We start from the raw sequence: 22,951 nt of genomic DNA, 5'->3' as shown, positions 1-22,951 counted from the left end.
TCGACCCTGCCTACTCGGACGATGAGGTGCTCACCCTGGCCGCCCGTGCCGAAACCGCCTCGGAGCACCCCCTGGCCGAGGCTATCATCCAAGGTGCAGAGAACAAGGGCTTGACCGTGGCGATGGTGGAAAAGGCTGAACCGGTCGCCGGCCGCGGCATCCGCGCTGACGTGGACGGTGCCACCGTGGCCGTGGGCTCAGCCGACCTGCTCGACCACGCCCCGGATAACACCCGCATTCTCGAGCTCAATGACCAGGGCAGGACCGCCATGTACGTCGGCGTCAACGGACGAGCCATCGGCATCGTCGCCGTGGCCGACACCATCCGTGACGACGCCCCGGCCGCGATCAGGTCCCTGCACGATAAGGGAATCCGCGTGGTCATGGCCACCGGTGACGCGCAGCGAGTGGCCCGCAACGTCGCCGCCGAGCTCGGTGTCGACGAGGTGAGGGCAGAACTCATGCCCGAGGACAAGCTCGAGATCGTCAAGGAGCTGCAGGCGCAGGGCCGGGTCGTGGCCATGGTTGGCGACGGTGTCAATGACACCCCGGCACTGGCCACCGCGGACATCGGTGTGGCGATGGGTGCGGCCGGTTCGCCTGCCGCCATCGAGACCGCCGATATCGCCCTGATGGCCGACAAGCTGCCGCGGCTGCCCTACGCCCTGGGTCTGGCCCAGCGCACGGTACGCACCATGCGGGTCAACATCGGCATCGCCCTGGCCACCGTCACGATCCTGCTGGCCGGTGTCCTGCTCGGTGGAGTGACCATGTCGATTGGCATGCTCGTCCACGAGGCCTCCGTCCTGCTGGTCATCGCGATCGCCATGCTGCTGCTGCGCCCCACCCTCAAGGAACCGCAGGCCGCGGCCAAGAAGGCCGCCGCCGATACCCACCAGACCGCCACCACATAACCAACCATCACCGCCACCCCACCAGCGGCAGTGCCGCAGGAAAGAAAGAGGACACCATGGTTTCATCGAAAAATTTCCACATCGGTGACAACATTAAGCACTTCACCATCGCCGATATCGCCACAGACAACCCGGACTTCCGCCGGGTGCTGTGGACCGGTCACCATGCCCAGACCGTCGTGATGACCATTCCACCCGGAGAAGAGATCGGCGAGGAAGTCCACGACACCACCGATCAAATCCTGACGTTTGTCGCCGGCACCGGTAAGGCCGATCTCGACGGCGAAACCCATCTCATCGGACCCGGTGACCAGTGCGCCGTGCCGGCCGGAGTCCGACATAACTTCCGCAACACCGGGGATGAACCGCTGGTGCTTTATACGATCTACGCCCCACCCGAGCACGCCGTCGATAGCGCCCACGCCATCCGCACTAAGGCGGAGGCAGCTGAAGCCGAGGGGCGAGACACCCCGCCGGAGAGCTGATCACCATCACGGCTCTGACACCTACGAGAACCACTCACAGAAAGAAGAGAACAACCATGTCCAAGGTATATGCGTTCCACATCTTCGATAGGCCTGACACTCAGAAGCTGATTGACCGTCCAGCCCCACAACCAGGACCGGGAGAACTCGCGGTGAACGTTCGTGCCGCCGGGGTCAACCCCGTCGACTGGAAGATCCGCTCCGGCGCACTGGGCACCGATCTGGCGCTGCCAGCCCCGATGGGCCAGGAAGTCGCCGGCGTGATCACCGCCGTCGGAGCCGGAGTCGAGGAGTTCACCGTCGGCCAGGAGATCCTGGGCCCAGTCGTCCCGGGTTACGGCGGCTTCGCTGAAGACACCCTGGTCGCCGCGGTCGACGCGGTGGTCAAGCCAGAGGAGATTTCCTTCACTGATGCCGCCACCATCCCGGTGGCCGCAGCGACCGCTTATGATGTCACCCACCAGATCGAGCTCGATCCCGGCCAGGTTCTGCTGATCGTCGGGGCCGGAGGGGGTGTCGGCTTGATGGCCGCCCAGATCGGTCGGGTCCATAAGTTCACCGTGCTCGGAGTGGCCAGTGAAGCTAAACGCCAGGTCGTCGAAGCCACCGGTGCCACCTTCATCCCGTCGGGGGATGCTGTGGCCGGCCGGGTCCGCCACCTAGCCCCGGACGGAGTCGACCTCATCGTCGACCTGGTCGGCGGGCAGGCACTGCGCGAGGTCTCCGGACTGGTCACCGACCCCTCCCATCTCATCTCTGCCGTTGATCCGGCTACCGCCGCAGAACTCGGTGGAGTGGGCCTGGAGCGAAACCCGGAGGCGATGGCGAAGATCACCGATGTGATCAAATACGGCCTGGTTGACCCGCAGGTCACCAGCCGGTATCCCCTCGATCGGGCCGGGGAGGCACTAGCCGTGGTTGAAGACGGCCACGCCACCGGCAAAATCGTGATTGATATGACCGCAGCCTGATCGACCACCACTCGCACACACCGCGGCCAGAAGCGGTGCTGTTGCAAACTCGCGTTTTCGACGAAAACGGCAGATCCGGTACCAGCGTTGCGCTGCACACTAACAAATAGTTAGTTATCTGGAATTCCTGTTTGCAACAGCACCTTATCGATATAGAGGATCTGGGCCAGCGGGGAGCAACGGGCTAAGGGGGGCGGAGTGCCGGTTGTCAGTGATGCGCTGCTCGGATAGGCGCCAAGCATGGGGATGAGGAATCTTGGCTTAGGGCAGTCCCGCAGCAGCGTCCGCTACCACGGCTATTGGAGGGAGGGTAGAGTTTTAACGTCTGGCGTCCCATTATCTGGATCGCGGGGCCGGGCCTCGCTGTGGCAACCGGTTACCGTGGACGCGAAGAACTAATCTGAGACGCAGAAGTATGCAAAATCCAAGGAGAACTGTGAGTAATTCCCAGGTAAAGGAACCTTTGGCACGAATTCTGCTCCCCAAACGCGGCGAGCCTTTTGACGTGCGCATGCTCTACCTCATTGAGGCGGAGCACAACCGCGAGCGTCTGCGCTGGAGTGATCGCACCTCCGTCACCATCCCAGCCGGCGAAGAGGTTTCCTTCGAGACCTACTTCAACGCCTTCCCGGCCTCTTATTGGCGCCGCTGGTCGCAGCTGCGCTCGGTGGTGCTCGTGCTTGATGTGGAAGGTGAGGCCAATGTCTCCCTGTATCGCTCCAAGGAGGATGGGCAGCGCATTTCCGTGGCCAACCACCTAGTTACCACGGGCCACCACGAGTTTGAGATCCCGCTGAAGAACTTCGAAGACGGCGGCTGGCTGTGGTTCGATGTCACGGCGGAGACCGAGACGGTCATAGCTGACGCGGCGTGGTGCGCCCCGCACGCGCCGGGGGAGCAGATCCTGCCCGATGGCACGGCGATTGCACCCTCCGCCAAGAAGGTCGCGGTGGGTATCCCCACCTTCAACCGCCCCAGCGACGCCGTTGCAGCCCTGCAGGCATTGGGCGAGGACCCAGTAGTCGATGAGATCATCGAGGTTGTCCTCATGCCGGATCAGGGCACGCAGCACCCGGCGGATGAGCCGGGCTACGCCGAGGCAGTCGAGCACTTCGGGGAGCGTTTCCGCGAGTTCCGTCAGGGCAACCTGGGCGGCTCCGGAGGCTATTCGCGCATCATGTATGAGGCGCTGGAGAATACGGATGCGCCTTTCATCTTGTATATGGATGATGACATCGCCATCGAGCCGGACTCGATCCTGCGTGCCGTGCAGGTGGCGCGTTTCGCCGCCAAGCCCATCATCGTGGGCGGGCAGATGCTTAACCTGCAGGAGCGCTCGCAGCTGCGCACCACTGGCGAGCGTGTGGACCGCAAGGACTTCATGTGGTCCGCAGCAACCCACGCGGTCTACGACCATGATTTCGCCCAGTATCCGCTCAGCACCATCGGGGACGAGGAATCGCGGCTGGATCCGAAGAAGTATGATTCCCGGGCCCTGCACCGCCGGGTGGATGTGGAATATAACGGCTGGTGGATGTGCCTTTTCCCGCGGGTGGTGGCGGAAACCATTGGTCAGCCCTTGCCGCTGTTTATCAAGTGGGATGACACCGAGTACTCGCTGCGCGCAGCGCAGTACGGTTTCCCCACGGTGACCTGGCCGGGCGCGGCCATCTGGCACATGGCCTGGGCCGATAAGGATGACGCCATCGATTGGCAGGCCTACTTCCACCTGCGCAACCGCCTCATCGTCGCGGCCTTGTACCACGATGGGGACCCCAAGGGCATCACCAAGTCCATCTTCAAGTCCACCCTCAAGCACACGATGTGCATGGAGTACTCCACCATGGCCATACAGCTCGAGGCCATGCAGGACTTCTTGGCCGGCCCGAGCCACCTTTTCGATATCTTGGAGACCTCGCTGCCGCGCATCGCCGCTATCCGCAAGAACTATTCGGACGCGGTCATCCTCGAATCCGCCGACCAGCTCCCCGCGCCCACCGGCGCGCCGGGTGTCCCTACCAGCAACATTGGCGGGCGCCTGGCCAAGATCAAGAAGATTCCCTGGGCCATCAAGGGATTCAAGCACCTGCTGTCCAAAGAAGACCCGGAGAATGCGTTGGCCCCGCAGCTCAACCTCACGCCCGAGGAGGCACGCTGGTTTACCCTCTCGCGCCTAGATTCCGCGACGGTATCTACCGCTGGCGGTACCGGCGTGGCCTTCCGCAAGCGCGACCGCGAGCTGGCCAAGAACCTGGTGCAGCAGACCCGGGAGTTGCTCACGGAGATCGAGGGAGAGTTTGATTCCCTGCGCGCGCAGTATCGCACCGCGCTGCCCAAGCTCACCTCCCTTAAGGCATGGAAAGAGGTCTTCGATGCCCAATAAGAAACCCGGCAGTGTCAGCGTGGCCGAGTCCCATATCTTGGAATCGCTGCAGGATGCCGTCTATGAGGTGCCCGGCGTGGTGCCGGGCGCGCGGGCGCTCAGCCACTTCGGCGAGCACGCCCTGGGCTGGATGGGCCTGTCCGCCGCTGCCGCGGTGCTGGATAAAAAGCGCCGTCGTGAGTGGATAGGGGTAGGGGTGGCGGCCTTTGGGGCGCACGCCACAAGCGTCGTCGTCAAGCGCATCGTGCGCCGCCGCCGCCCGGCCTACCCTTATGTTCGTGTCGGGGTGGCAACGCCCTCCCGGCTGTCTTTTCCCTCCTCACATGCCACCTCCACCACGGCTTTCCTCGTTGGCGCCGCACGCGTGCTGGGCACCCCGGCACCGCTGCTCGGTGTGCCTGTGATGATGGCATCGCGTATGGTGCTCGGAGTGCATTATCCCTCCGATACCGTGGCCGGTGCCCTCATCGGCGCCGCCACGGCGGAGGCAGTCACCCGCTTCGAAAGGAAGAACGCATGAGTGATGAGCGCCCTAATGGCGGCGAGCAACGCATTTTCCACTCGGAGCCGCATACCTCCGGGGTAGATACCGGGCGCATGCGCAAGCCTCCGAAGAACCTCGTCGATGGCATGATTAAGGCCCTGCGCCCGAAGCAGTGGGTCAAAAACGTCCTCGTGCTCGCGGCCCCGGCCGCCGCGGGCTCGGATGCGCTCTTCCACTCGCGCGTGCTTGTCGACGTCGGCTTGGCATTCATCGTCTTCTGCATGGGCGCCTCCGCCATCTACCTCATCAACGATGCCCGCGATGTTGAGGCAGACCGTGCGCACCCCACCAAGCGCTTCCGCCCCATCGCGGCGGGCGTCTTGCCGGTGGGAATGGCCTATGCCATGGCCGCATTGTTGATTGTGGGCTCCATCGGGCTGTCCTTCCTGGCCACAGCCGGCCCGGAGCTGGCCATCGTCATGGCCGTCTACATCGCCCTGCAGCTGGGATATTGCTTCGGGTGGAAGCACATGCCGGTGATCGATATCGCCCTGGTGTCCTCCGGGTTCATGCTGCGCACGATGGCCGGTGGCGTGGCTGCCGGCATCGATCTTTCCCAGTGGTTCCTCCTGGTAGCGGCGTTTGGTTCGCTGTTTATGGCCTCCGGCAAGCGCTACTCGGAGATCCTCCTAGCGGAGCGAACCGGGGCAAAGATCCGCAAGTCCCTCGAGGGCTATACGCCCACCTACCTGCGCTTTGTGTGGACCCTGGCGGCTACGGCCGTGGTCATGTCCTATTCGCTGTGGGGCTTCCAGCTCTCCAACGATGCCGATGGTCCCGCCAGCGTGTGGTATCAGATCTCCATGGTGCCCTTTACCATCGCTATCCTGCGCTATGCGGCCGACGTCGACCGCGGCAATGGCGGTGCGCCCGATGAGATTGCCCTGCAGGACCGTGCCTTGCAGATCCTGGCACTGTTGTGGCTGGCGTGTATCGCCGTCGCGGTATATATCCTCCCCGTTATGGGAGCATAGGTTGGGCTCAACTCTGCCTTGAGCCTGCACAATACCTGGGGGAATCCCCATCGTGGTTTCCTTATTTGAGCGCTGAAGCTGATAAACTTTTGCCTCGTGCATAACACTGATAACAATCCCTACGCCAGATTCACTGTGTGGATCACCCTGGGTGTTATCGGTGTTTTTTCTTTCTGGGGGGGATTCGCGCGCCGCTGGATCGCCGATGACGGCCTCATCGTCCTGCGCACGGTGCGCAACCTGCAGGCTGGAAACGGGCCCGTATTCAACGCGGGCGAGCGCGTCGAGGCCAATACCTCCACGCTCTGGCAGTACCTAGTGTGGGGGGCCGGCTGGCTAACCCGCCTCGACTTAGTCACGGTGGCCATCTACCTCGGGCTTTTTCTCTCCGTGGCGGCGATGGTCATTGGCGCCTGGGCAACGGCCACGCGCCTGCGCTCGGGCGCCCTCATCGCCCCGGCCGGGGCCTTGGTGTACCTAGCCCTTCCTCCTGCCCGCGATTTCTTTACCTCCGGGCTCGAGTGGGGGCTGTCCATCTTCTATCTGGCGGTGCTCTGGGCGCTACTGGTTCGCTGGGCGGGCACTCCCCGTGCCCACGCCGGCCGCCATGCGCAGCCTGGTTTTGATAGCACTCCCTATGTATTGGCCTGGTGGGCCGGAATGTCCTGGCTGGTGCGTCCGGAGTTCGCCCTCTACGGCGGGCTGACCGGCTTGTTGCTCCTCATCGCCCATCGCTCCTGGCGTGCGCGCCTGGGAATCCTCGCGGTCGCGGTGCTTGTTCCCGGCTGCTACCAGTTCTTCCGCATGGGCTACTACGGCCTGCTCACCCCGCATACCGCGGTAGCAAAGTCTGCCTCCGGCTCCGCGTGGGGCCACGGCTTTTCCTACCTGGCAGATTTCTTTATGCCCTACATGCTGTGGATGCCCTTGGTGCTGCTGGCGATAGCCGCCTGGCAGCTCTACGGCAAGAACCTGCACCCGCGTGGATGGCGCTCGCAGGTCACCGTGACCTACCTCTTGGTGGGCGCAGCCGCGCTCCATACCCTCTATGTACTGCGCGTTGGCGGCGACTTCATGCATGGCCGCATGTTGCTCCTCCCGCTCTTCGCGGTGCTTCTTCCGGTATTCGTCCTGCCGCTGCGTACCGCTGCAACAACCCTGGTGGCAGCACTGTGCGCCCTATGGGCACTCGTCATTGTGCTGCGTGCGCACCCGCAAGACTGGGCAAAGTATGAGCAGGGGATCTCCGTGGTGGATGAGCGGGACTTTTGGACCTATGCCACCAAACGGGAGCCGGGACACCCGCCACGCACTGTCGAGGACTTCGACAACATGAAGTTGCTTGGCGGCTTCGATAAAGGCATTGAGGATCTGCGCAACGGTGACGCCCTGGCCCTGCCCTTCCTGGTTAATGACAACCCACAGACCTTTGAGTGGCATGGCCTGGCCCGCGATCCGCAACGCACCGATCCGGCCACGCTCTATCTCATCAATATGGGCATGTCTTCGGCGAATGCTCCCCTCGAGGTGCGCGTGCTTGACCCGATTGGCCTGGCTACACCGCTTGCTGCCCGCCAGCCGCGCATCGAGGACGGCCGCATTGGGCACGATAAAAACCTGGCGAGCATCTGGCAGGTGGCCGATTCCGGGGCCGATATCGAGCAACTCCCGCCATGGTTCGACAAGGAAGGATCCCGCCGCGCACGCGAGGCCCTGCAGAGCGATGACTTCCAGCGCCTCTTTGCCACCTACCGCGATCCGCTGACTGCGCAGCGCTTCTGGGAGAACATTAGGTTTTCTCTGGGGGAGGGGCGCACCCTTACTTTTTCCGCCAATCCAGAGGACTACCTGCGTTAAGTCTCCTCGCCGCAGATGTGCGGGCCAGCCTACATTAGGCGTTTTCCCAGAAACATTGTTACTGTTCTGTAATGTTAACGTTCGAGTGCCGCCGAGCGATACAGAAAAAGACACTATTTTAAGACGCTATTTGGGAAGCGAATCAAAGGAGAGACATGACCGCACTTACTTCCAGCCTGAAGGGCCGGATGCTGGCTTTCGTCACTGCCGTCGCCGTTGCCCTGGGCTTGGCCGTTGTGGCCGGAGCCCAGCCAGCTCACGCTGCTAACCGCGATGGTCTGCGCGCCGATGCTACCGATACCTGTATTTGGGACGGCGTGGGCTTCTGGGTCCAGCGCTGTGACGTATGGTCGCAGGCCATGGGACGAAACATCCCGGTGCAGATCCAGCCTGCCACGAATGGCGGCAACGCCGGGCTCTACCTCCTCGATGGCTTGCGTGCCACCGAGGACACCAACGCCTGGGTCAACGATGTCAACGCGGCGCAAACCTATGTAGACAGCAATATCACCTTGGTGATGCCCGTGGGTGGCGCCGGCTCCTTCTACGCCGACTGGAATAGTTCGGCAAAGTATGACTTGCACGATCCGGTCAACTACCAGTGGGAGACCTTCCTGACCTCGGAGCTGCCTGGCTACCTTGAGTCCAACTTCGGCGTGGCTCGCAACAACAACTCCATCGCCGGCCTGTCCATGGGTGGCACCGCCGCGCTGACCCTCGCCGGCAAGCATCCGGAGCAGTTCCGTCAGGCTCTGTCCTTCTCCGGTTTCTTGACCACCACTGTCCCTGGAGCGCAGACGGCAATTCGCCTCGCTCTGCTGGATGCCGGTGGGTACAACATCAACGCAATGTACGGCTCGATCATCGATCCCCGCCGCTTTGAAAATGACCCGCTGTACCAGACTGGTGGCCTGCGAAATACGGATGTTTACGTCTCCGCTGCTTCTGGTATCGCCGGCCCGGCTGACCAGGCCAACTACTTGCCGGAGCACCAGGCTTCCGGTGCTGCGCTCGAGGCTGCCTCGATGGTCACCACCCGCGCTTGGGAGCTTAAGGCCCGCGCTGATGGTCTGAGCAGGCTCACCACGGATTACCCCGCACAGGGTCTGCACAACTGGCTGCAATTTGGTTACCAGCTGGAGAAGACCAAGGGCCGCGTCCTTGACACCATGAACGCCTGGTAAACGCTCGCAGCTCACCTCGCTTTAGAATTCCTGAATCAGACGGAACTTGTCTTAATAGTTCTGAAGTCGGCACATATTGCCAGGAAGAAGTTCGCTTCTTCCTGGCAATTGTCGTTTTTACTACTTTTGTGGAATGGGCGTGTCCCTCTTCTCAAACTGTCAAGTTCAACTTAAACTTGACGGCACAATAGATAGCATGTTGCACCCTGCAGGCCATCCGGGGGAGGGGAACCCTCGGAAGGCGCGTTTGCTCGGTGCTACCTCGACATCACTACAAGGATCAGCACCTATGCCTAAGAACTCGCCAGTGAGCACTCGGCCTTCCCTGCGGTTGGCTAAGACCCGCAAGGGACTCGCCATTGCCGCCGTACCGACTGCCATCGTTGTGGGCCTTTCTCTCCTGCCCAGCGCCGCTGCCCAGTCCTCATCGACCGACGCCGTAGCCAACCTCGGCGGCAACGGCTCCAACCTGTCTGATTCCATTGCGCCCAAGGATCCTCCCGTGCGCACCCCGATTAGCACCGAGTACCCCGACGTGCCTGACCTTCCTGCAGGCGTCAAGGTCAACCGCGTGGAGTACCTCACCAACCGCCTGCTCAAGGTGTACATCCAATCCGCGGCGATGCCGGACAAAGAGCGCGTGGTGCAGATTCAGCTGGCGCGTGACTGGTACTCCAGCCCAGACAAGACCTTCCCGGAGGTATGGGCGCTCGACGGCCTGCGTGCGCGTGATGATGAATCCGGCTGGATCATCGAGACCAATATCTTGAGCCAGTACGCGGACCGCAACGTCAACGTCATTATGCCCGTCGGCGGCGAGTCCTCCTTCTACTCCGACTGGGAGAAGCCAGACCAGGGTGACCACTACATGTGGGAGACCTTCCTTACCCGCGAGCTGATCCCAGTGCTCGATAACGAGTACCGCTCTAACAAGAAGCGTGCCATCGTGGGCATCTCCATGGGCGGCACCGCCGCAGTGAACCTGGCTGAGCGCAACCCGCAGCTCTTCGACTTCGTCGGTTCCTTTTCTGGTTACTTGGACACGACCTCCCGCGGCATGCCCGAGGCTATCCAGGCGGCGCAGACGGATGCCGGTGGATATACCTCCTCCAACATGTGGGGCGCTCCCTATTCTCAGGGCTGGATCGACCACGATCCCAAGCTGGGAACGGAAGCCCTCAAGGACATGACGGTCTACGTGTCTTCCGGTTCGGGCAAGGATGACTTTGGCGTAGGCCAGTCCGTGGCCAAGGGGCCAGCGAACATGGCTGGTGTTGGTCTCGAAGTCATCTCGCGCATGTCGACGCAGACCTTCGTCAACTATGCCAAGCGCGCAGGCGTGGAGCCGATTACCCGCTTCCGTCCCACCGGCGTGCACAGCTGGGAGTACTGGCAGTTTGAGATGAACGCGGCGTGGTCCTCTATCGCGGATGCGCTGCAGATCCCCAAGGAAGACCGCGGCGCGGATTGCGCCCCGATTGGTGCCATCGCCCAAGCTACCGAGTCCGGTGTTATCGGCAACTGCATCAATAACGAGTACGACGTTGCCAAGGGCGGCAAGGCACAGGACTTCCAGGGCGGCACCGCCTATTGGTCGCCCCAGACCGGTGCGCATGCCATCTTTGGACGCATTGGCGCACGCTACGCCAACGAGGGCGGCCCCGAAGGCTGGCTGGGATTCCCCAAGACTGGCGAGGAGAAGACTCCTGATGGACGCGGGCGCTACGTGCACTTTGAGAACGGCTCCATCTACTGGACCCCGGACAAGGGCGCGTGGGCCATTCCGCACGACATGGTCGACGCATGGGGAGAGACCGGCTGGGAGAACGGGATTCTGAAGTACCCCGTTGGCCAAGCAAAGGCGGTGGGAGATGGCTTCATCCAGGAGTTCGAGGGAGGCATGCTCACGCGCAACCCGGACGATTCCCACTCGCTGGTATTCGGTGCCATCGGCGCCAAGTACCAAGAGATGGGCGGCCCGGAGTCCAAGCTGGGCTACCCCAAGGGCAATGAGCACGCCATCGAGGGCGGCTGGTTCCAGGAGTTCGAGCACGGCAGCATCTACTTCTCCGGTCCTTCGGGCGCGCATTACATCCTGAACGGCGCCATCAAGGATGAATGGGGCAAGCTTAATTGGGAGCGCGGTGAGATGGGCTGGCCCACCGAGGACTACAAGGAGATCGCGGCCGGTGGACTCACGCAGAAGTTCCAGCACGGAACCATCAGCGAGATCATGGGCCAAGTCAAGGTAGAGAAGAGCTAGGCGATGTCTCGTTATATTCTCGCCGCAGCCGCCCTTAGCGCAGCCTGTCTCTTAAGCGCCTGCGGTTCCGCCACCGTGGAAAGTGAAGGTTCAGGGGAGGCTACCTCCGTGCCGCCCTTGGAGCGCAGCAGTGCTGCGGCGTCCTCTACAGCGACTTCGACAAGCGCGAAACCCAGCGCAGCGGCCTCGGAGCCCGCAGCCGAGGACCAAGGCGCGCGTGAGGTTTCGGAGATCCCTACCTCCGCAGTGCCTGTCGACGATGCGGAGAAGTCCTACCTGCACGCGTTGGGGGATGCCGGGCTTAACACCGAAGGGGTCGAAGACCAGATTATCGGCGCCGGCTACTCCGCGTGCCAGCCCGAGGATAACGTGACCATCCCCGCGGTGGCAGGCCAGCTCATCGAGCAAGAGCGCACGTCGATGTCCTATGAGGAGCTCTCTGCGCTCATCACGGATCAGGCACGCACAGCATTTTGCTAGTACTTTTTGAATGCTTCTGGCATCTTTGCGAGGTAGAAAATAATTCATGCGTAAAACACTCACTGTTGTAGCCGTCCTCGCCGTCCTTGCCGTCATCGGCGTCGGCGTTACCCAGTTCCTGGAATCTCAGGATGGGATCGATGGCGGCACCGGTGGGGGACAACCCGGGGAATCTGATACCGCGGCGCCTCCGGCCCAACCGGATTGGTGCCCGCGCGTGGAGGTCATCTCTGCGCCGGGTACGTGGGAATCCGCAGCGGATGATGATCCGCTCAATCCCACGGCGAACCCGCATTCCTTCATGCTCTCTGTGAGCAACCCTTTGAAAGAGGCCTATGCGCCCGAGGACGTCAAAGTGTGGACCCTGCCCTATACGGCGCAGTTTAAAAACATCAACGCCCAGCAGGAGATGAGCTATGACGATTCCCGCAATGAAGGCACCGCCCGCTTAGAAACAGAGCTGCGCGATACCCATGCCAGCTGCCCGGCCACGCAGTTCCTCCTGACCGGCTTTTCCCAGGGCGCGGTTATCGTCGGCGATGTCGCCGATAAGATCGGCGGCGGCACCGGTGCAATCCCGGCAGATAACGTCGCCGGCGTGGCGATCGTTGCTGATGGTCGCCGCGAGAATGGTGTGGGCATCAATCCCGGTTTTGACCTCGGCGGCGTGGGTGCGGAGATCGCACTGCAGCCAGTCTCCGGCCTAGTGCAAGGAATCGTGCCAGGGGCAACCATGCGCGGCCCGCGCGAGTTCGGCTTCGGTTCCTTGGCTGATCGCACCTATCAAATCTGCGCGCCCAATGACTCCATCTGCGATGCCCCGCGCGATGCCCTCAACGGCCTAGACCGCGCTCGTGGGCTCATCGAGGCCAACGGCGTGCACGCCATGTATGCCTCGAATACCGGCGTCATCGCTGATACCACCGCGAATCAGTGGCTGGTGGACTGGGCGCGGCAGAAGATCGATCAGATCTAGTGCGGAGCGTGTGTAACACTTCTCACGCTTTCTCTGATATTTTCAATGTCAAAAGTAAAAACCGAACCCACAAGGAGATTCGATGGACCTCAAAGCCTTGATCGGCCAGTTCTTCGACGAAAAGGGCCAAATCACCCTGCCGCCGCACCTGACCTTGGCTGGCTTGAGCGAGCACGTCTACCAGGGCGAGCTGCAGGCAGGCATCCCAGATCGCCCGGTCATGCGCCAGTGGCTCTTCGACGAGGACCGTGACGGCAAGCCGCGCGATCTCACTCGCTCGGAAGTCAACACCCGCATCAAGGTCGTTGCAGCACGCCTGCAGCAGGTCGGGACCATCGGGGACCGCGTGGCCATTTTGGCCGGAAACTCCCCGGAGTATCTCTTCGGCTTCCTCGGCGCTCTCTACGCCGGCATGCTGCCGATTCCGCTCTATGATCCCAACGAACCGGGTCACGCGGATCACCTCAAGGCGGTCTTCGGGGATGCAAATCCCACCATCGTGTTGACCAACAACCCCTCCGCCGCAGCGGTGCGTGAGTACTTCGCTGAGATCCCGGCCCGTGAGCGCCCACGCATCATCTCCATCGACTCCTTGCCGGATTCCCTCGCGCAATCCTGGCAGAACCCCATGGAGACCGAGGCAGGCCGCGCCATGGCCGCAGCCGCCACGCAGGCACCGCTGGATCAGCCGGCCTTCCTGCAGTACACCTCCGGTTCCACGCGCACACCCGCCGGCGTCGTCCTGAGCAACCGCTCCATCCTCACCAACGTGCTGCAGATCTTCGTCGGCGCCCAGATTCAGGTTCCGCCGCGCGTGACCTCGTGGCTGCCCCTGCACCACGATATGGGCATCATCCTCGCTGCCTTCGTCACCATCTTGGGCCTGAACTTCGAGATGATGACCCCGCGTGACTTTGTCCAGCAGCCCAAGCGTTGGGTACGCCAGCTCTCCCGCCAGCCCATGGATGAGCACCTCGCCGGCACCTACGCTGTGGTTCCGAACTTCGCTCTCGAGCTCGCCGCACGCTACGGCGCTCCGGAGGAGGGCGAGGAGTTCGATTTCAGCAACGTGCTTGGCATCATTATCGGCTCCGAGCCGGTGACCGAGTCCGCCCTCGACGCTTTTTGGCAGACCTTCGGCGAGGGCTACGGCCTGCGCCGCGAGGCCCTGCGCCCCTCCTACGGCCTGGCAGAGGCTTCCCTCATCGTCTCGACCCCGCAGCGCGGCGAGCGTCCTTTGATCTCGCACTTCGATCGCAGCGACCTTGAAGCAGGCAAGGCCACCATCGTGGATAGGTCCGAGGACACCGTAGCCTTTGCCTCCAATGGGCAGACGGTTCCGGCACAGTACCTCACCATTGTTGATCCGGAGACCCGCGCCGAAATCGCAGACGGCCTCATCGGTGAAGTCTGGGTATACGGCGACAACATGGCCACCGGCTACCTGGGACGCGACGAGGAGACCGCCGCCACCTTCCGCAACCAGCTCGGCGAGCGCCTGGAAAGCGGTACCCGTATCCCCGGTGCCCCGGATGACAATAAGTGGATGGCCACCGGAGACCTCGGCACCATCGTTGATGATCAGCTCTACATCACCGGCCGCCTCAAGGACCTCATCATCATTGCTGGCCGCAACCACTACCCGCAGGACATCGAGGGCACCGTGCAGGCCGCCAGCGAGCACGTCCGCCCGGATTCCGTCGCTGCTTTCTCCGTTGAGGGAGATAACACCGAGGAGCTCGTCATCCTGGTCGAGCGTGCCGATGGCAGCGATGCCGCGGATGATGCCGCAGCCACCGAGGCAATCCGCAGCGCCGTGACCAAGAGCCACGGCGTCACCCCGGCTGAGATCGTGTGGAAGGCCGGCCACGAGATCAACCGCACTTCCTCCGGCAAGATCGCACGCCGCGTGGCTAAGAAGCACTACGAGGCTTAAATCCTCATTCCGCGGACTTAAAGCCCGAGGCTTCCTATTCCCTACTTTCCCCTCCTCTTGTTAAGAAAACCCCAGTTCCAGCAGGATGGAGGGGAAAACTGCGTTTCCAGCTCAATGAGCGCCGTGATTTTGCCAGCAGCGGAAACGGCGCTCTAGTATGTCTAATCTGAGACACTAGTTAACGCAGTGAGACAATAGAGCGATAAGCATAGAATGTACGTGGCTTCGTGCCGCCCGCAGCTAGCGTCGCTGGGTTCTCTCGTGGAAACTCGGCGTCGCGTTAGCAAGATGCGCGGAGACAGCGAAATGCCTTGGGACGTTGCACACCGCAACACCTAACTGGAGCAACTTGAGGAAAGACTTTTAGTTTATGACCGTTGAGCAATTGCGTGACTGGCTTCGCAGCTGGGTAGCACACACCACTGGCCTGTCCGTAGAGGAAATCACCGATACCAAGCCGCTGGAGAATTTCGGTCTTTCCTCGCGCGACGCGGTTGTTCTCTCCGGGGAGCTGGAGAACCTCTTGGGGCTCAAGCTTGACCCCACCGTGGCTTATGAATACCCCACCATTGCTCAGCTGGCAGATCGCCTGGTCAACGGCGCTGTGACCACGCAGCCCGCACAGTCCACGGCACAGCCGCGCCAGCGCGGCAGTGCACCTGCCGGGCAGGACATCGCGATTATCGGCCGGGCCGGGCGTTTCCCCGGTGCCGATAATGTGGCGCAGTTTTGGGACATGCTCGTTGCAGGCCGCCCGGGAACCGGCTCTCTTCCCGTGGGGCGCTGGTCGGAGTATTCCGCCGATCCGGTGATGAGCAAGAAGATCGCCATCAACAACACCGATGGCGGTTATATCGAAGACATTGCTAGTTTTGATCCGGAGTTCTTCGGGCTGTCCCCGCTGGAGGCAGCGAACATGGATCCGCAGCAGCGCATCCTGCTGGAGCTGGTGTGGGAGGCTCTCGAGGATGCAGGCCTGCCCGCCAATGAGATTCGCGGCACGGCCACCGGCGTCTATACAGGCTCTACCAACAATGACTATGGCATGCTCATCACCGCCGATCCTGCGGAGATGCACCCTTATGCCATGACGGGCACTTCCTCGGCGATCATTGCCAACCGTATTTCCTATGCTTTGGATCTGCGTGGGCCCTCGGTCAACGTGGACACCGCTTGTTCTTCTTCCCTTGTCTCCGTTCACAACGCCGTGAGCGATCTGCGCAGCGGCTCCGCCGACATCGCGGTCGCTGCAGGCGTGAATATTCTTGCCGCACCCTATGCCACTATCGGTTTCAGTGAGACTGGGGTTATTTCCCCCACCAGCGCCATCCATGCCTTCTCCGATGATGCGGATGGCATCGTGCGTTCCGACGCCGCCGGCGTTGTAATACTCAAGCGCCTCGAGGACGCTGAGGCGGACGGCGACAACATCTTGGCCGTCATCAAGGGCTCTGCGGTCAATTCTGATGGGCACTCCAATGGCCTGACCGCCCCGAACCCGGATGCGCAGGTTGATGTTTTGCGTCGTGCCTACGCCGACGCCGGCGTCGCCCCGCAGACCGTGGACTATGTCGAGGCCCACGGCACCGGCACCATCCTTGGTGATCCCATCGAGGCCACCGCGCTGGGCCGCGTCTTGGGCAACGGGCGCAACGCATCCACGCCAACCCTGCTGGGCTCGGCGAAGTCAAACATTGGTCACTCGGAGGCCGCAGCTGGCGTCGTCGGCATCATCAAGGTCATCGAGTCGATGCAGCACGGCATTATTCCGCCCTCCATCAACTTCTCCGCCCCGAATCACTACATCGACTTCGACGGCGAACACCTCGAGGTAGTCGAGGATCCGCGTGAGTGGCCCGAGTACTCCGGTCATAAGCTTGCCGGCGTCTCTGGCTTCGGCTTCGGCGGAACCAACGCCCACGTCGTCCTCAGCGAATATACCGGCACCTCACAGCGCCGTGAGCCACAGGTCGCCGTGGGCGAGGGCGCGGCAGTGGCCCTGCCCGTCTCTGGCCTGCTTCCCTCTCGCCGCGCTACGGCCGCCGCCCAGGTGGCAGACTTCATCGAGGAAGAAAAGCCGGACCTGCTGGCGCTGGCGCGCACGCTGGCACGCCGCAACCACGGGCGCTCCCGGGCCGTCATCACCGCGCATAACGCGCAGGAAGCGGTCAAGCGCCTGCGCCAGGTCGCAGATGGCAAGGTCTCGCAGGGCATCGCCGCTGCCGATTCGCCCTCCATTCCCGGTCCGGTCTTTGTCTACTCCGGCTTTGGCTCCCAGCACCGCAAGATGGTCAAGGACGTGCTGGAGGTCTCTCCCGCTTTCGCCGCACGCCTGGCTGAGCTCGACAAGATCGTGGACTTCGAGTCCGGCTGGTCTGTGCTCGACATCGTCGCCGATGACGCGCAGACCTATAACACCGAAACGGCACAGGTGGCGATCACCGCGATTCAGATCGCGGTGACGGATCTGCTGGCCTCCTTCGGCGTACGCCCGGCTGGTGTCATGGGCATGTCCATGGGTGAAATCGCCGCTGCTTATGCTGCCGGCGGCATAACCGCCGAGGATGCCATGATGATTGCCTGCCACCGCGCCCGCCTCATGGGCGAGGGCGAGGCCACCTTGACGGAGGAAACCCAAGGGGCTATGGCCGTGGTCGAGCTCTCAGCCGAGGAGATCGCCGCGCTGGACGGCTCCATCGAACCAGCCGTGTACACCGGCCCCGGCATGACCACCGTGGGTGGACCACGCCAGGAGGTCCTCGACCTCGTGGCCAAGCTCGAGGAAGAGGGCAAGTTCGCCCGCGCCCTCAACGTCAAGGGCGCCGGACACACCTCGGCCGTCGATCCGATCTTGGGCGAGCTTTATTCCGATATCGCCGGCATAAACCCGCAGCCGCTGCACACCACCCTCTATAGCTCCGTCGATCGCGGCGAGGTCTACCGCCCAGGCTCCGTGGTCCACAATGAGGACTACTGGATCCGCATGACCCGCCAGGCGGTCTACCTGCAGGACGCCACCGAGCAGGCCTTTGCCAACGGCCACACCCAGCTGGTGGAGATTTCCCCCAATCCGGTCGCGCTCATGGGCCTGATGTCCACCGCCTTTGCCGTGGGCAAGTCCGATGCGCAGCTGCTCTACGTGCTCAAACGCAAGGTCGATCCGAGTGAGTCTATCCTCGATCTTTCGGCCAAGCTCTATGTGGCTGGCGCGCCGGTCAACTACGAGGCCGTATTCGGCACAGGAAAGCGCGTGGCTGCCCCGCATACCCGTTTCAAGCGCCAACGCTACTGGACCAACGCTCGCCCGGCCTCGGGGACCTCTGGTCTGCCCGGCAACCGGGTGAGTCTGCCCACCGGCGAGGTGGCCTTCTCCACCAACGCCGATCAGGTTCCTTCCGCCGTCGCGCTGCTCGACGCCGCCGTCGAGGCGGTCTCTCCCGGCTCGCAGATTGTCGCCGTCGAAGAGCACGCCGACCTGCCTGCTCAGGGTGACATCACCACCGTACTCAAGCGCTCCATTGGCGGCCTGTCCGTCGAGATCTTCGCCTTCGAGAACGATCACAGCCAGCGCATTGCTGAAGGTTTTGCCTCCGCCCTCGACCTCGGCGCAGCCACCTCAACCCCGGGCGTCGCCCAGCTGCAGTCTTCCCCGAGTGCTGCCAACACCAGCAACACAGGCAACACTGAGGATGCCGAGGACACCGTGCGTTGGGACCCCGCCACCGAAAGCGTGGAGGACCGCCTCGCGCTCATCGTGTCCGAGTCCATGGGTTATGACGTTTCGGATTTGCCGCGCGAGCTGCCCCTTATTGATCTCGGCCTAGATTCGCTCATGGGCATGCGCATCAAGAACCGCGTGGAGAATGATTTCCAGATTCCGCCGATCCAGGTCCAGGCGCTGCGCGATGCCTCGCTTGCCGACGTCATCTCGATGGTCGAGGAGGCAGTCCAAGCGCAGCCTGCCGAAACCGAAGCTACAGAGACCGAAGCTGCTGAGGCCGACGTCGCAAAGCCAAACAGCGAGGCCCAGGGCGTGGGCGTTGCCCCGCGCGATGCCTCCGAGCGCATGGTCTTTGGCACCTGGGCAACCTTTACGGGCGCGGCTGCGGCCGGAGTGACCAGCACGCTGCCTGAGATCACCGCGGAGCAGGCGGAAAAGGTTTCTCAGCGCCTGAGCGAGCGCGCCGGCATCGAGGTCAGCGCCCAGCAGGTGGCGAAGGCCGAGACCCTCGAGCCCCTGGCTGACCTCGTGCGCGAGGGCCTAGAGACTGAGGTCGAGGGCAATATTCGCGTGCTGCGTGAGGCCGATGGCCCGGCAGTATTCATGTTCCACCCTGCCGGTGGCACCACTGTGGTCTATCAGCCGCTTACCCGCCGCCTGCCCGAGGACGTCGCCGTCTACGGAGTCGAGCGCCTCGAAGGAACGCTTGATGAGCGCGCTGCGGCCTATATAGGGGACATCGAAAAGTACGCCCGTGGCCGCCGCGTTGTCCTCGGCGGCTGGTCCTTCGGCGGTGCCTTGGCCTATGAGGTAGCCCATCAGCTGCGCTCCACCGACGTCGACGTAGCATTCATTGCTCTGCTCGACACCACGCAGCCCTCCCACCCCGCGCCCAATACCCTGGAGGAAACCAAGGCGCGCTGGGGGCGTTACGCCGCCTTTGCCAAGAAGACTTATGGCCTAGAGTTCCCCGTGCCCTACGAGATGCTGGAGACGGTGGGGGAGGATGCCCTCATGCAGATGCTGGGTGAGTTCCTTTCCACGACGGACGCGGCCGAGCACGGCCTGTCTGCCGGAGTGCTCGAGCACCAGCGGGCATCCTTCATCGACAACCAGATCCTGGGCTCGCTGGACATGCGCCGCTGGGCCGATGTGGATGTCCCCGTCCTGCTCTTCCGCTCGGAGCGTATGCACGAGGGGGCCATTGAGCTCGAGCCGCGCTACGGCGAGATTGACCCGGATGGTGGCTGGGGCGTTATCGTTAAGGATCTAGAGATCGTGCAACTGCCGGGAGATCACCTGGCGGTCCCCGATGAGCCGGTCATCGGTATCGTGGGCAAGCACATGAAGGGATGGATCGAGGAGAAGATTCGTGGCAACAACGGCCGATAAGCTAGCTGACCTGCGGCAGCGCCTGGCAAAGGCGCAGGATCCGGGTAGCGAGCGATCTCGGAAGCGACGCGATGAGGCCGGTCGCTCCACCCCGCGCGAGCGCATCAACCAGCTCCTTGATGCGGGATCTTTCGTGGAGACCGGCTCCCTGGCCAAGACTCCGGGCGACCCGGAAGCCATCTATTCCGATGGCGTGGTCACCGGGTATGGCCGCGTGGGCGGGCGCCCCGTGTGCATCTATGCCCACGATAAATCCGTCTACGGCGGTTCCGTGGGCGTGACCTTTGGCAAGAAAGTCACCGAGGTCATGGATATGGCCATCAAGATCGGCTGCCCCGTCATCGGCATCCAAGACTCCGGCGGCGCCCGCATCCAAGACGCGGTGACGTCGCTGGCGATGTATTCCGAGATTGCCCGGCGGCAGATGCCGCTTTCTGGCCGCAGCCCGCAGATCTCCATCATGATGGGAAAATCCGCCGGTGGAGCGGTATATGCGCCTGTCACCACCGACTTCGTCATCGCCGTGGACGGGGAGGCGGAGCTATATGTCACCGGCCCCAACGTCATCAAGGAGGTCACCGGCGAGGAGGTTACCTCCGCTGAGCTCGGCGGTGCGCGTCAGCAGGAACTCAACGGCAACGTCTCCGCTGTCGTCGGCTCGGAGGAAGAGGCCTTCGACCTCGTGCGCGATTTGCTCGACCACCTTCCCCTAACCTGTTTCGATCCGGCCCCAGAGTTCGCCGCGCCAGACGACGCCGACTTGGGGGACGATGATCTTGACTCCTTCATGCCGGATGACACCAACGCCGGCTATGACATGCTGGACCTCTTGGCCCAGCTGGGTGATGACGAGGACCTCATTGAGATCCAGGAGAACTTCGCCCCGAATATGATCACCGCCTTCGGCCGCATCGACGGTAAGACGGTGGGGTTTGTGGCCAATAATCCCCTGCACTTGGCCGGATGCATCGACGCCGATGCCGCAGACAAAGGTGCGCGCTTCATCCGTATCTGCGATGCCTATAACATTCCGCTGGTATTCGTCGTGGACACCCCGGGTTACCTGCCCGGCGTGGAACAGGAGAAGGTCGGACTCATCCACCGCGGGGCCAAGTTCGCCTTCGCCGTGGTCGAAGCCACCGTGCCGAAGGTCTCCCTCATCGTGCGCAAAGCCTACGGCGGCGCCTACGCCGTCATGGGCTCGAAGAACCTCACAGGTGATATCAACCTAGCGTGGCCCACCGCCCAGATCGCGGTCATGGGCTCGGCTGCTGCGGTCGTTATGATTGCCGGCAAGCAGCTGGATGCTGCAGAGACCCCCGAGCAGCGCGCGATGACTAAGAAGATGTTCATGGACTTCTACGATGAGACCATGACCGCGCCCTATGTCGCCGCCGAGCGTGGTTACCTCGATGCCATGATCCAGCCCAATCAATCACGCCTTGCCCTGCGGCAGGCACTGCGGCAGCTTGCCGGCAAGGTCAGCCACGATCTTCCCAAGAAGCACACCATCTCCCCGATGTAGGAAGCTCTCCTTAAGGCAAAACCATGTAACGCCCGCGAGCTCCGCGCGATAGTAACAATGAAGCCGCGCGGAGGATCCCGCTGCGGCACGTTGTAACTTTAAGGAGAAAGACATGCTTTCCAGCATCATCGATGTCAGCGGCGACCTCATCAGCTACGTAGTCATGATTGTCAACCAGATTGGCAAACTGCTCGGCGTGTAGCACCCGCGCCCCAGCGCTAGGAAGCTAGCAACTGGCACGCTGAACCCCTCCCGCCCAGCCGCTTCACTGAACTAGTGAAACGTGGCTGGTATCAGGAGGGGTTCTTCTTTGTAAATAGGCCGATTCTCATGCGGAATCAAGGGTCCTCTACTAGTGTGACTCTCATATCAAGGTTCTGCTATGAGAGCGAAGAAGGTGTGTGTGATGCCCACTCAAAGCAAGACAAGCACGTCGAGCCCGAAGCAGGCTCGGTGTATAGGCTGGTCCAGCGTCATAGTGGCCTTGGTCTTGGGCTACATCTTCTGGATCATTTCCAAGCAATGGTGGACGCCTTCAGTCGTTATATTTGGCGCACTCTTTCTCTCCATTTGCGTAGGAAACTGCTACCTCGCGACTAAGACCAAGGCTTACGATCTCTATCTCGCTGCTGTGCTTTCACTGGCAGCACCGCTGATCGTGATCTTCTTTGCCTTTGGGTTCTTCTTTTCTGGGCCCACTCCCTAAAGCGAGTTCTGCAGAGTTCATTCTCCCGCATGTGGAGTAAAGAGCTAGCAGCAACAACCGAGTTGCTGTTTGTTTGCTCTGGAATGGACGCTTTCAATACAGGACGACGTAATCTCGGATCGCTTCGTGCCAAAGGCTGTTATCAATTGCAGTGCGCGCAAGCAGCGAGGCCTGTCCCCGGGACATCGACGCTCCGACAGTCTAGAAACAACCGTGGTTTCGGGGAAACTTGATATCAGACCTGGAGATTCAGGCGCTCCGGTTTCGGCTCGAGAAGAACACTCGTGGGCATAGTTCAAAGAGGAAACCCCAAGGGGGAAGTTAACATTACCCGGGTACCATCCCTATTATCAGCAGCTTCAGGATTCCGGATTGCGGCGGAAGTTGATAAAAACAGGAGGAAAGAGATGAAAAAGAGTTGCTGTCAGGGGACAGATTAAATTGCACGGTTAGGGCCACATTAAATGCACGGCACAGGCATCCCATTACCGCCGTTGTCTCTACGTCATTGCGGGTTGCGTCCAATAGTGTGGTGTACAGCTACCGCCTGGTGAACCCCCCCTTGCCGACCAGCAAGGAGACCACCGCGGTACCTTTCGACTCAGCTCCTACACATCCTCGAAAGGACACCAACGATGGC

15 protein-coding genes are annotated in these 22,951 nt (G+C 62.1%); all 15 read left to right on the top strand.

The annotated features are described in order from the left end of the window. The coding region (locus F4V60_RS11440; protein ID WP_150387370.1) for a heavy metal translocating P-type ATPase at window positions 1–914 on the top strand (914 nt) is incomplete at its 5' end. A gap of 56 nt (window positions 915–970) precedes the next feature. Further along, window positions 971–1,399 carry a cupin domain-containing protein gene (locus F4V60_RS11435; RefSeq protein WP_075730693.1) on the top strand — a complete coding sequence of 143 codons (429 nt, stop codon included), beginning with the start codon at window positions 971–973 and terminating at the stop codon, window positions 1,397–1,399. Between the two features lie 56 nt (window positions 1,400–1,455). Then, entirely contained in the window at window positions 1,456–2,370 is a 915-nt protein-coding gene (locus F4V60_RS11430; protein WP_075730692.1) for an NADP-dependent oxidoreductase, read from the top strand. Between the two features lie 415 nt (window positions 2,371–2,785). Next, window positions 2,786–4,753: a glycosyltransferase gene (locus tag F4V60_RS11425; protein ID WP_075730691.1), complete on the top strand. Its 1,968-nt coding sequence runs from the start codon at window positions 2,786–2,788 to the stop codon at window positions 4,751–4,753. Beyond that, window positions 4,743–5,273 carry a phosphatase PAP2 family protein gene (locus F4V60_RS11420; protein ID WP_075730690.1) on the top strand — a complete coding sequence of 177 codons (531 nt, stop codon included), beginning with the start codon at window positions 4,743–4,745 and terminating at the stop codon, window positions 5,271–5,273. Before F4V60_RS11425 ends, F4V60_RS11420 begins: the two co-directional genes overlap by 11 nt. Beyond that, window positions 5,270–6,271 (top strand): decaprenyl-phosphate phosphoribosyltransferase, encoded by a 1,002-nt coding sequence (locus F4V60_RS11415; RefSeq protein ID WP_075730689.1) that lies wholly within the window; start codon window positions 5,270–5,272, stop codon window positions 6,269–6,271. The genes F4V60_RS11420 and F4V60_RS11415 overlap by 4 nt, the downstream gene beginning before the upstream one ends. Before the next feature lie 96 nt (window positions 6,272–6,367). Continuing rightward, a complete protein-coding gene (locus F4V60_RS11410) occupies window positions 6,368–8,128 on the top strand; it encodes an arabinofuranosyltransferase AftB family protein (protein ID WP_075730688.1) in 1,761 nt (586 codons plus the stop codon). 155 nt (window positions 8,129–8,283) lie between these two features. Next, window positions 8,284–9,312, top strand: a complete 1,029-nt coding sequence (locus tag F4V60_RS11405; protein WP_075730687.1) for an alpha/beta hydrolase — start codon at window positions 8,284–8,286, stop codon at window positions 9,310–9,312. Between the two features lie 289 nt (window positions 9,313–9,601). After that, a complete protein-coding gene (locus F4V60_RS11400; RefSeq protein ID WP_075730686.1) occupies window positions 9,602–11,575 on the top strand; it encodes an alpha/beta hydrolase-fold protein in 1,974 nt (657 codons plus the stop codon). Between the two features lie 3 nt (window positions 11,576–11,578). Beyond that, window positions 11,579–12,055, top strand: coding sequence for a DUF732 domain-containing protein (locus F4V60_RS11395; protein WP_075730685.1), 477 nt, complete (start codon window positions 11,579–11,581; stop codon window positions 12,053–12,055). A 46-nt stretch (window positions 12,056–12,101) separates the two neighbouring features. Beyond that, on the top strand, window positions 12,102–13,031 hold the full coding sequence (locus tag F4V60_RS11390; protein ID WP_075730684.1) for a cutinase family protein: 930 nt from the start codon (window positions 12,102–12,104) through the stop codon (window positions 13,029–13,031). Window positions 13,032–13,113: 82 nt separating this feature from the next. After that, window positions 13,114–14,967: a FadD32-like long-chain-fatty-acid--AMP ligase gene (locus F4V60_RS11385; RefSeq protein WP_075730683.1), complete on the top strand. Its 1,854-nt coding sequence runs from the start codon at window positions 13,114–13,116 to the stop codon at window positions 14,965–14,967. Between the two features lie 370 nt (window positions 14,968–15,337). After that, a complete protein-coding gene (locus tag F4V60_RS11380) occupies window positions 15,338–20,080 on the top strand; it encodes a type I polyketide synthase (RefSeq protein ID WP_075730682.1) in 4,743 nt (1,580 codons plus the stop codon). Further along, window positions 20,061–21,605 (top strand): acyl-CoA carboxylase subunit beta, encoded by a 1,545-nt coding sequence (locus F4V60_RS11375; protein ID WP_075730681.1) that lies wholly within the window; start codon window positions 20,061–20,063, stop codon window positions 21,603–21,605. Before F4V60_RS11380 ends, F4V60_RS11375 begins: the two co-directional genes overlap by 20 nt. A 406-nt stretch (window positions 21,606–22,011) precedes the next feature. After that, on the top strand, window positions 22,012–22,311 hold the full coding sequence (locus tag F4V60_RS11370; RefSeq protein ID WP_075730680.1) for a hypothetical protein: 300 nt from the start codon (window positions 22,012–22,014) through the stop codon (window positions 22,309–22,311). Window positions 22,312–22,951: the final 640 nt, after the last annotated feature.

This window comes from Corynebacterium flavescens, assembly GCF_008693105.1.
Taxonomy (GTDB): domain Bacteria; phylum Actinomycetota; class Actinomycetes; order Mycobacteriales; family Mycobacteriaceae; genus Corynebacterium; species Corynebacterium flavescens.
The sequence above is the reverse complement of the archived record's forward strand: the minus strand, read 5'-3'. Positions and strand labels throughout refer to the sequence as shown.

Excerpts from the sequence above, each read along its gene's own strand:
- F4V60_RS11370 (WP_075730680.1), top strand. The coding sequence starts at position 22,012 with ATGCCCACTCAAAGCAAGACAAGCACGTCGAGCCCGAAGCAGGCTCGG.
- F4V60_RS11390 (WP_075730684.1), top strand. The coding sequence starts at position 12,102 with ATGCGTAAAACACTCACTGTTGTAGCCGTCCTCGCCGTCCTTGCCGTC.
- F4V60_RS11420 (WP_075730690.1), top strand. The coding sequence starts at position 4,743 with ATGCCCAATAAGAAACCCGGCAGTGTCAGCGTGGCCGAGTCCCATATC.
- F4V60_RS11400 (WP_075730686.1), top strand. The coding sequence starts at position 9,602 with ATGCCTAAGAACTCGCCAGTGAGCACTCGGCCTTCCCTGCGGTTGGCT.
- F4V60_RS11385 (WP_075730683.1), top strand. The coding sequence starts at position 13,114 with ATGGACCTCAAAGCCTTGATCGGCCAGTTCTTCGACGAAAAGGGCCAA.
- F4V60_RS11395 (WP_075730685.1), top strand. The coding sequence starts at position 11,579 with ATGTCTCGTTATATTCTCGCCGCAGCCGCCCTTAGCGCAGCCTGTCTC.
- F4V60_RS11380 (WP_075730682.1), top strand. The coding sequence starts at position 15,338 with ATGACCGTTGAGCAATTGCGTGACTGGCTTCGCAGCTGGGTAGCACAC.
- F4V60_RS11425 (WP_075730691.1), top strand. The coding sequence starts at position 2,786 with ATGCAAAATCCAAGGAGAACTGTGAGTAATTCCCAGGTAAAGGAACCT.
- F4V60_RS11430 (WP_075730692.1), top strand. The coding sequence starts at position 1,456 with ATGTCCAAGGTATATGCGTTCCACATCTTCGATAGGCCTGACACTCAG.
- F4V60_RS11435 (WP_075730693.1), top strand. The coding sequence starts at position 971 with ATGGTTTCATCGAAAAATTTCCACATCGGTGACAACATTAAGCACTTC.
- F4V60_RS11405 (WP_075730687.1), top strand. The coding sequence starts at position 8,284 with ATGACCGCACTTACTTCCAGCCTGAAGGGCCGGATGCTGGCTTTCGTC.
- F4V60_RS11415 (WP_075730689.1), top strand. The coding sequence starts at position 5,270 with ATGAGTGATGAGCGCCCTAATGGCGGCGAGCAACGCATTTTCCACTCG.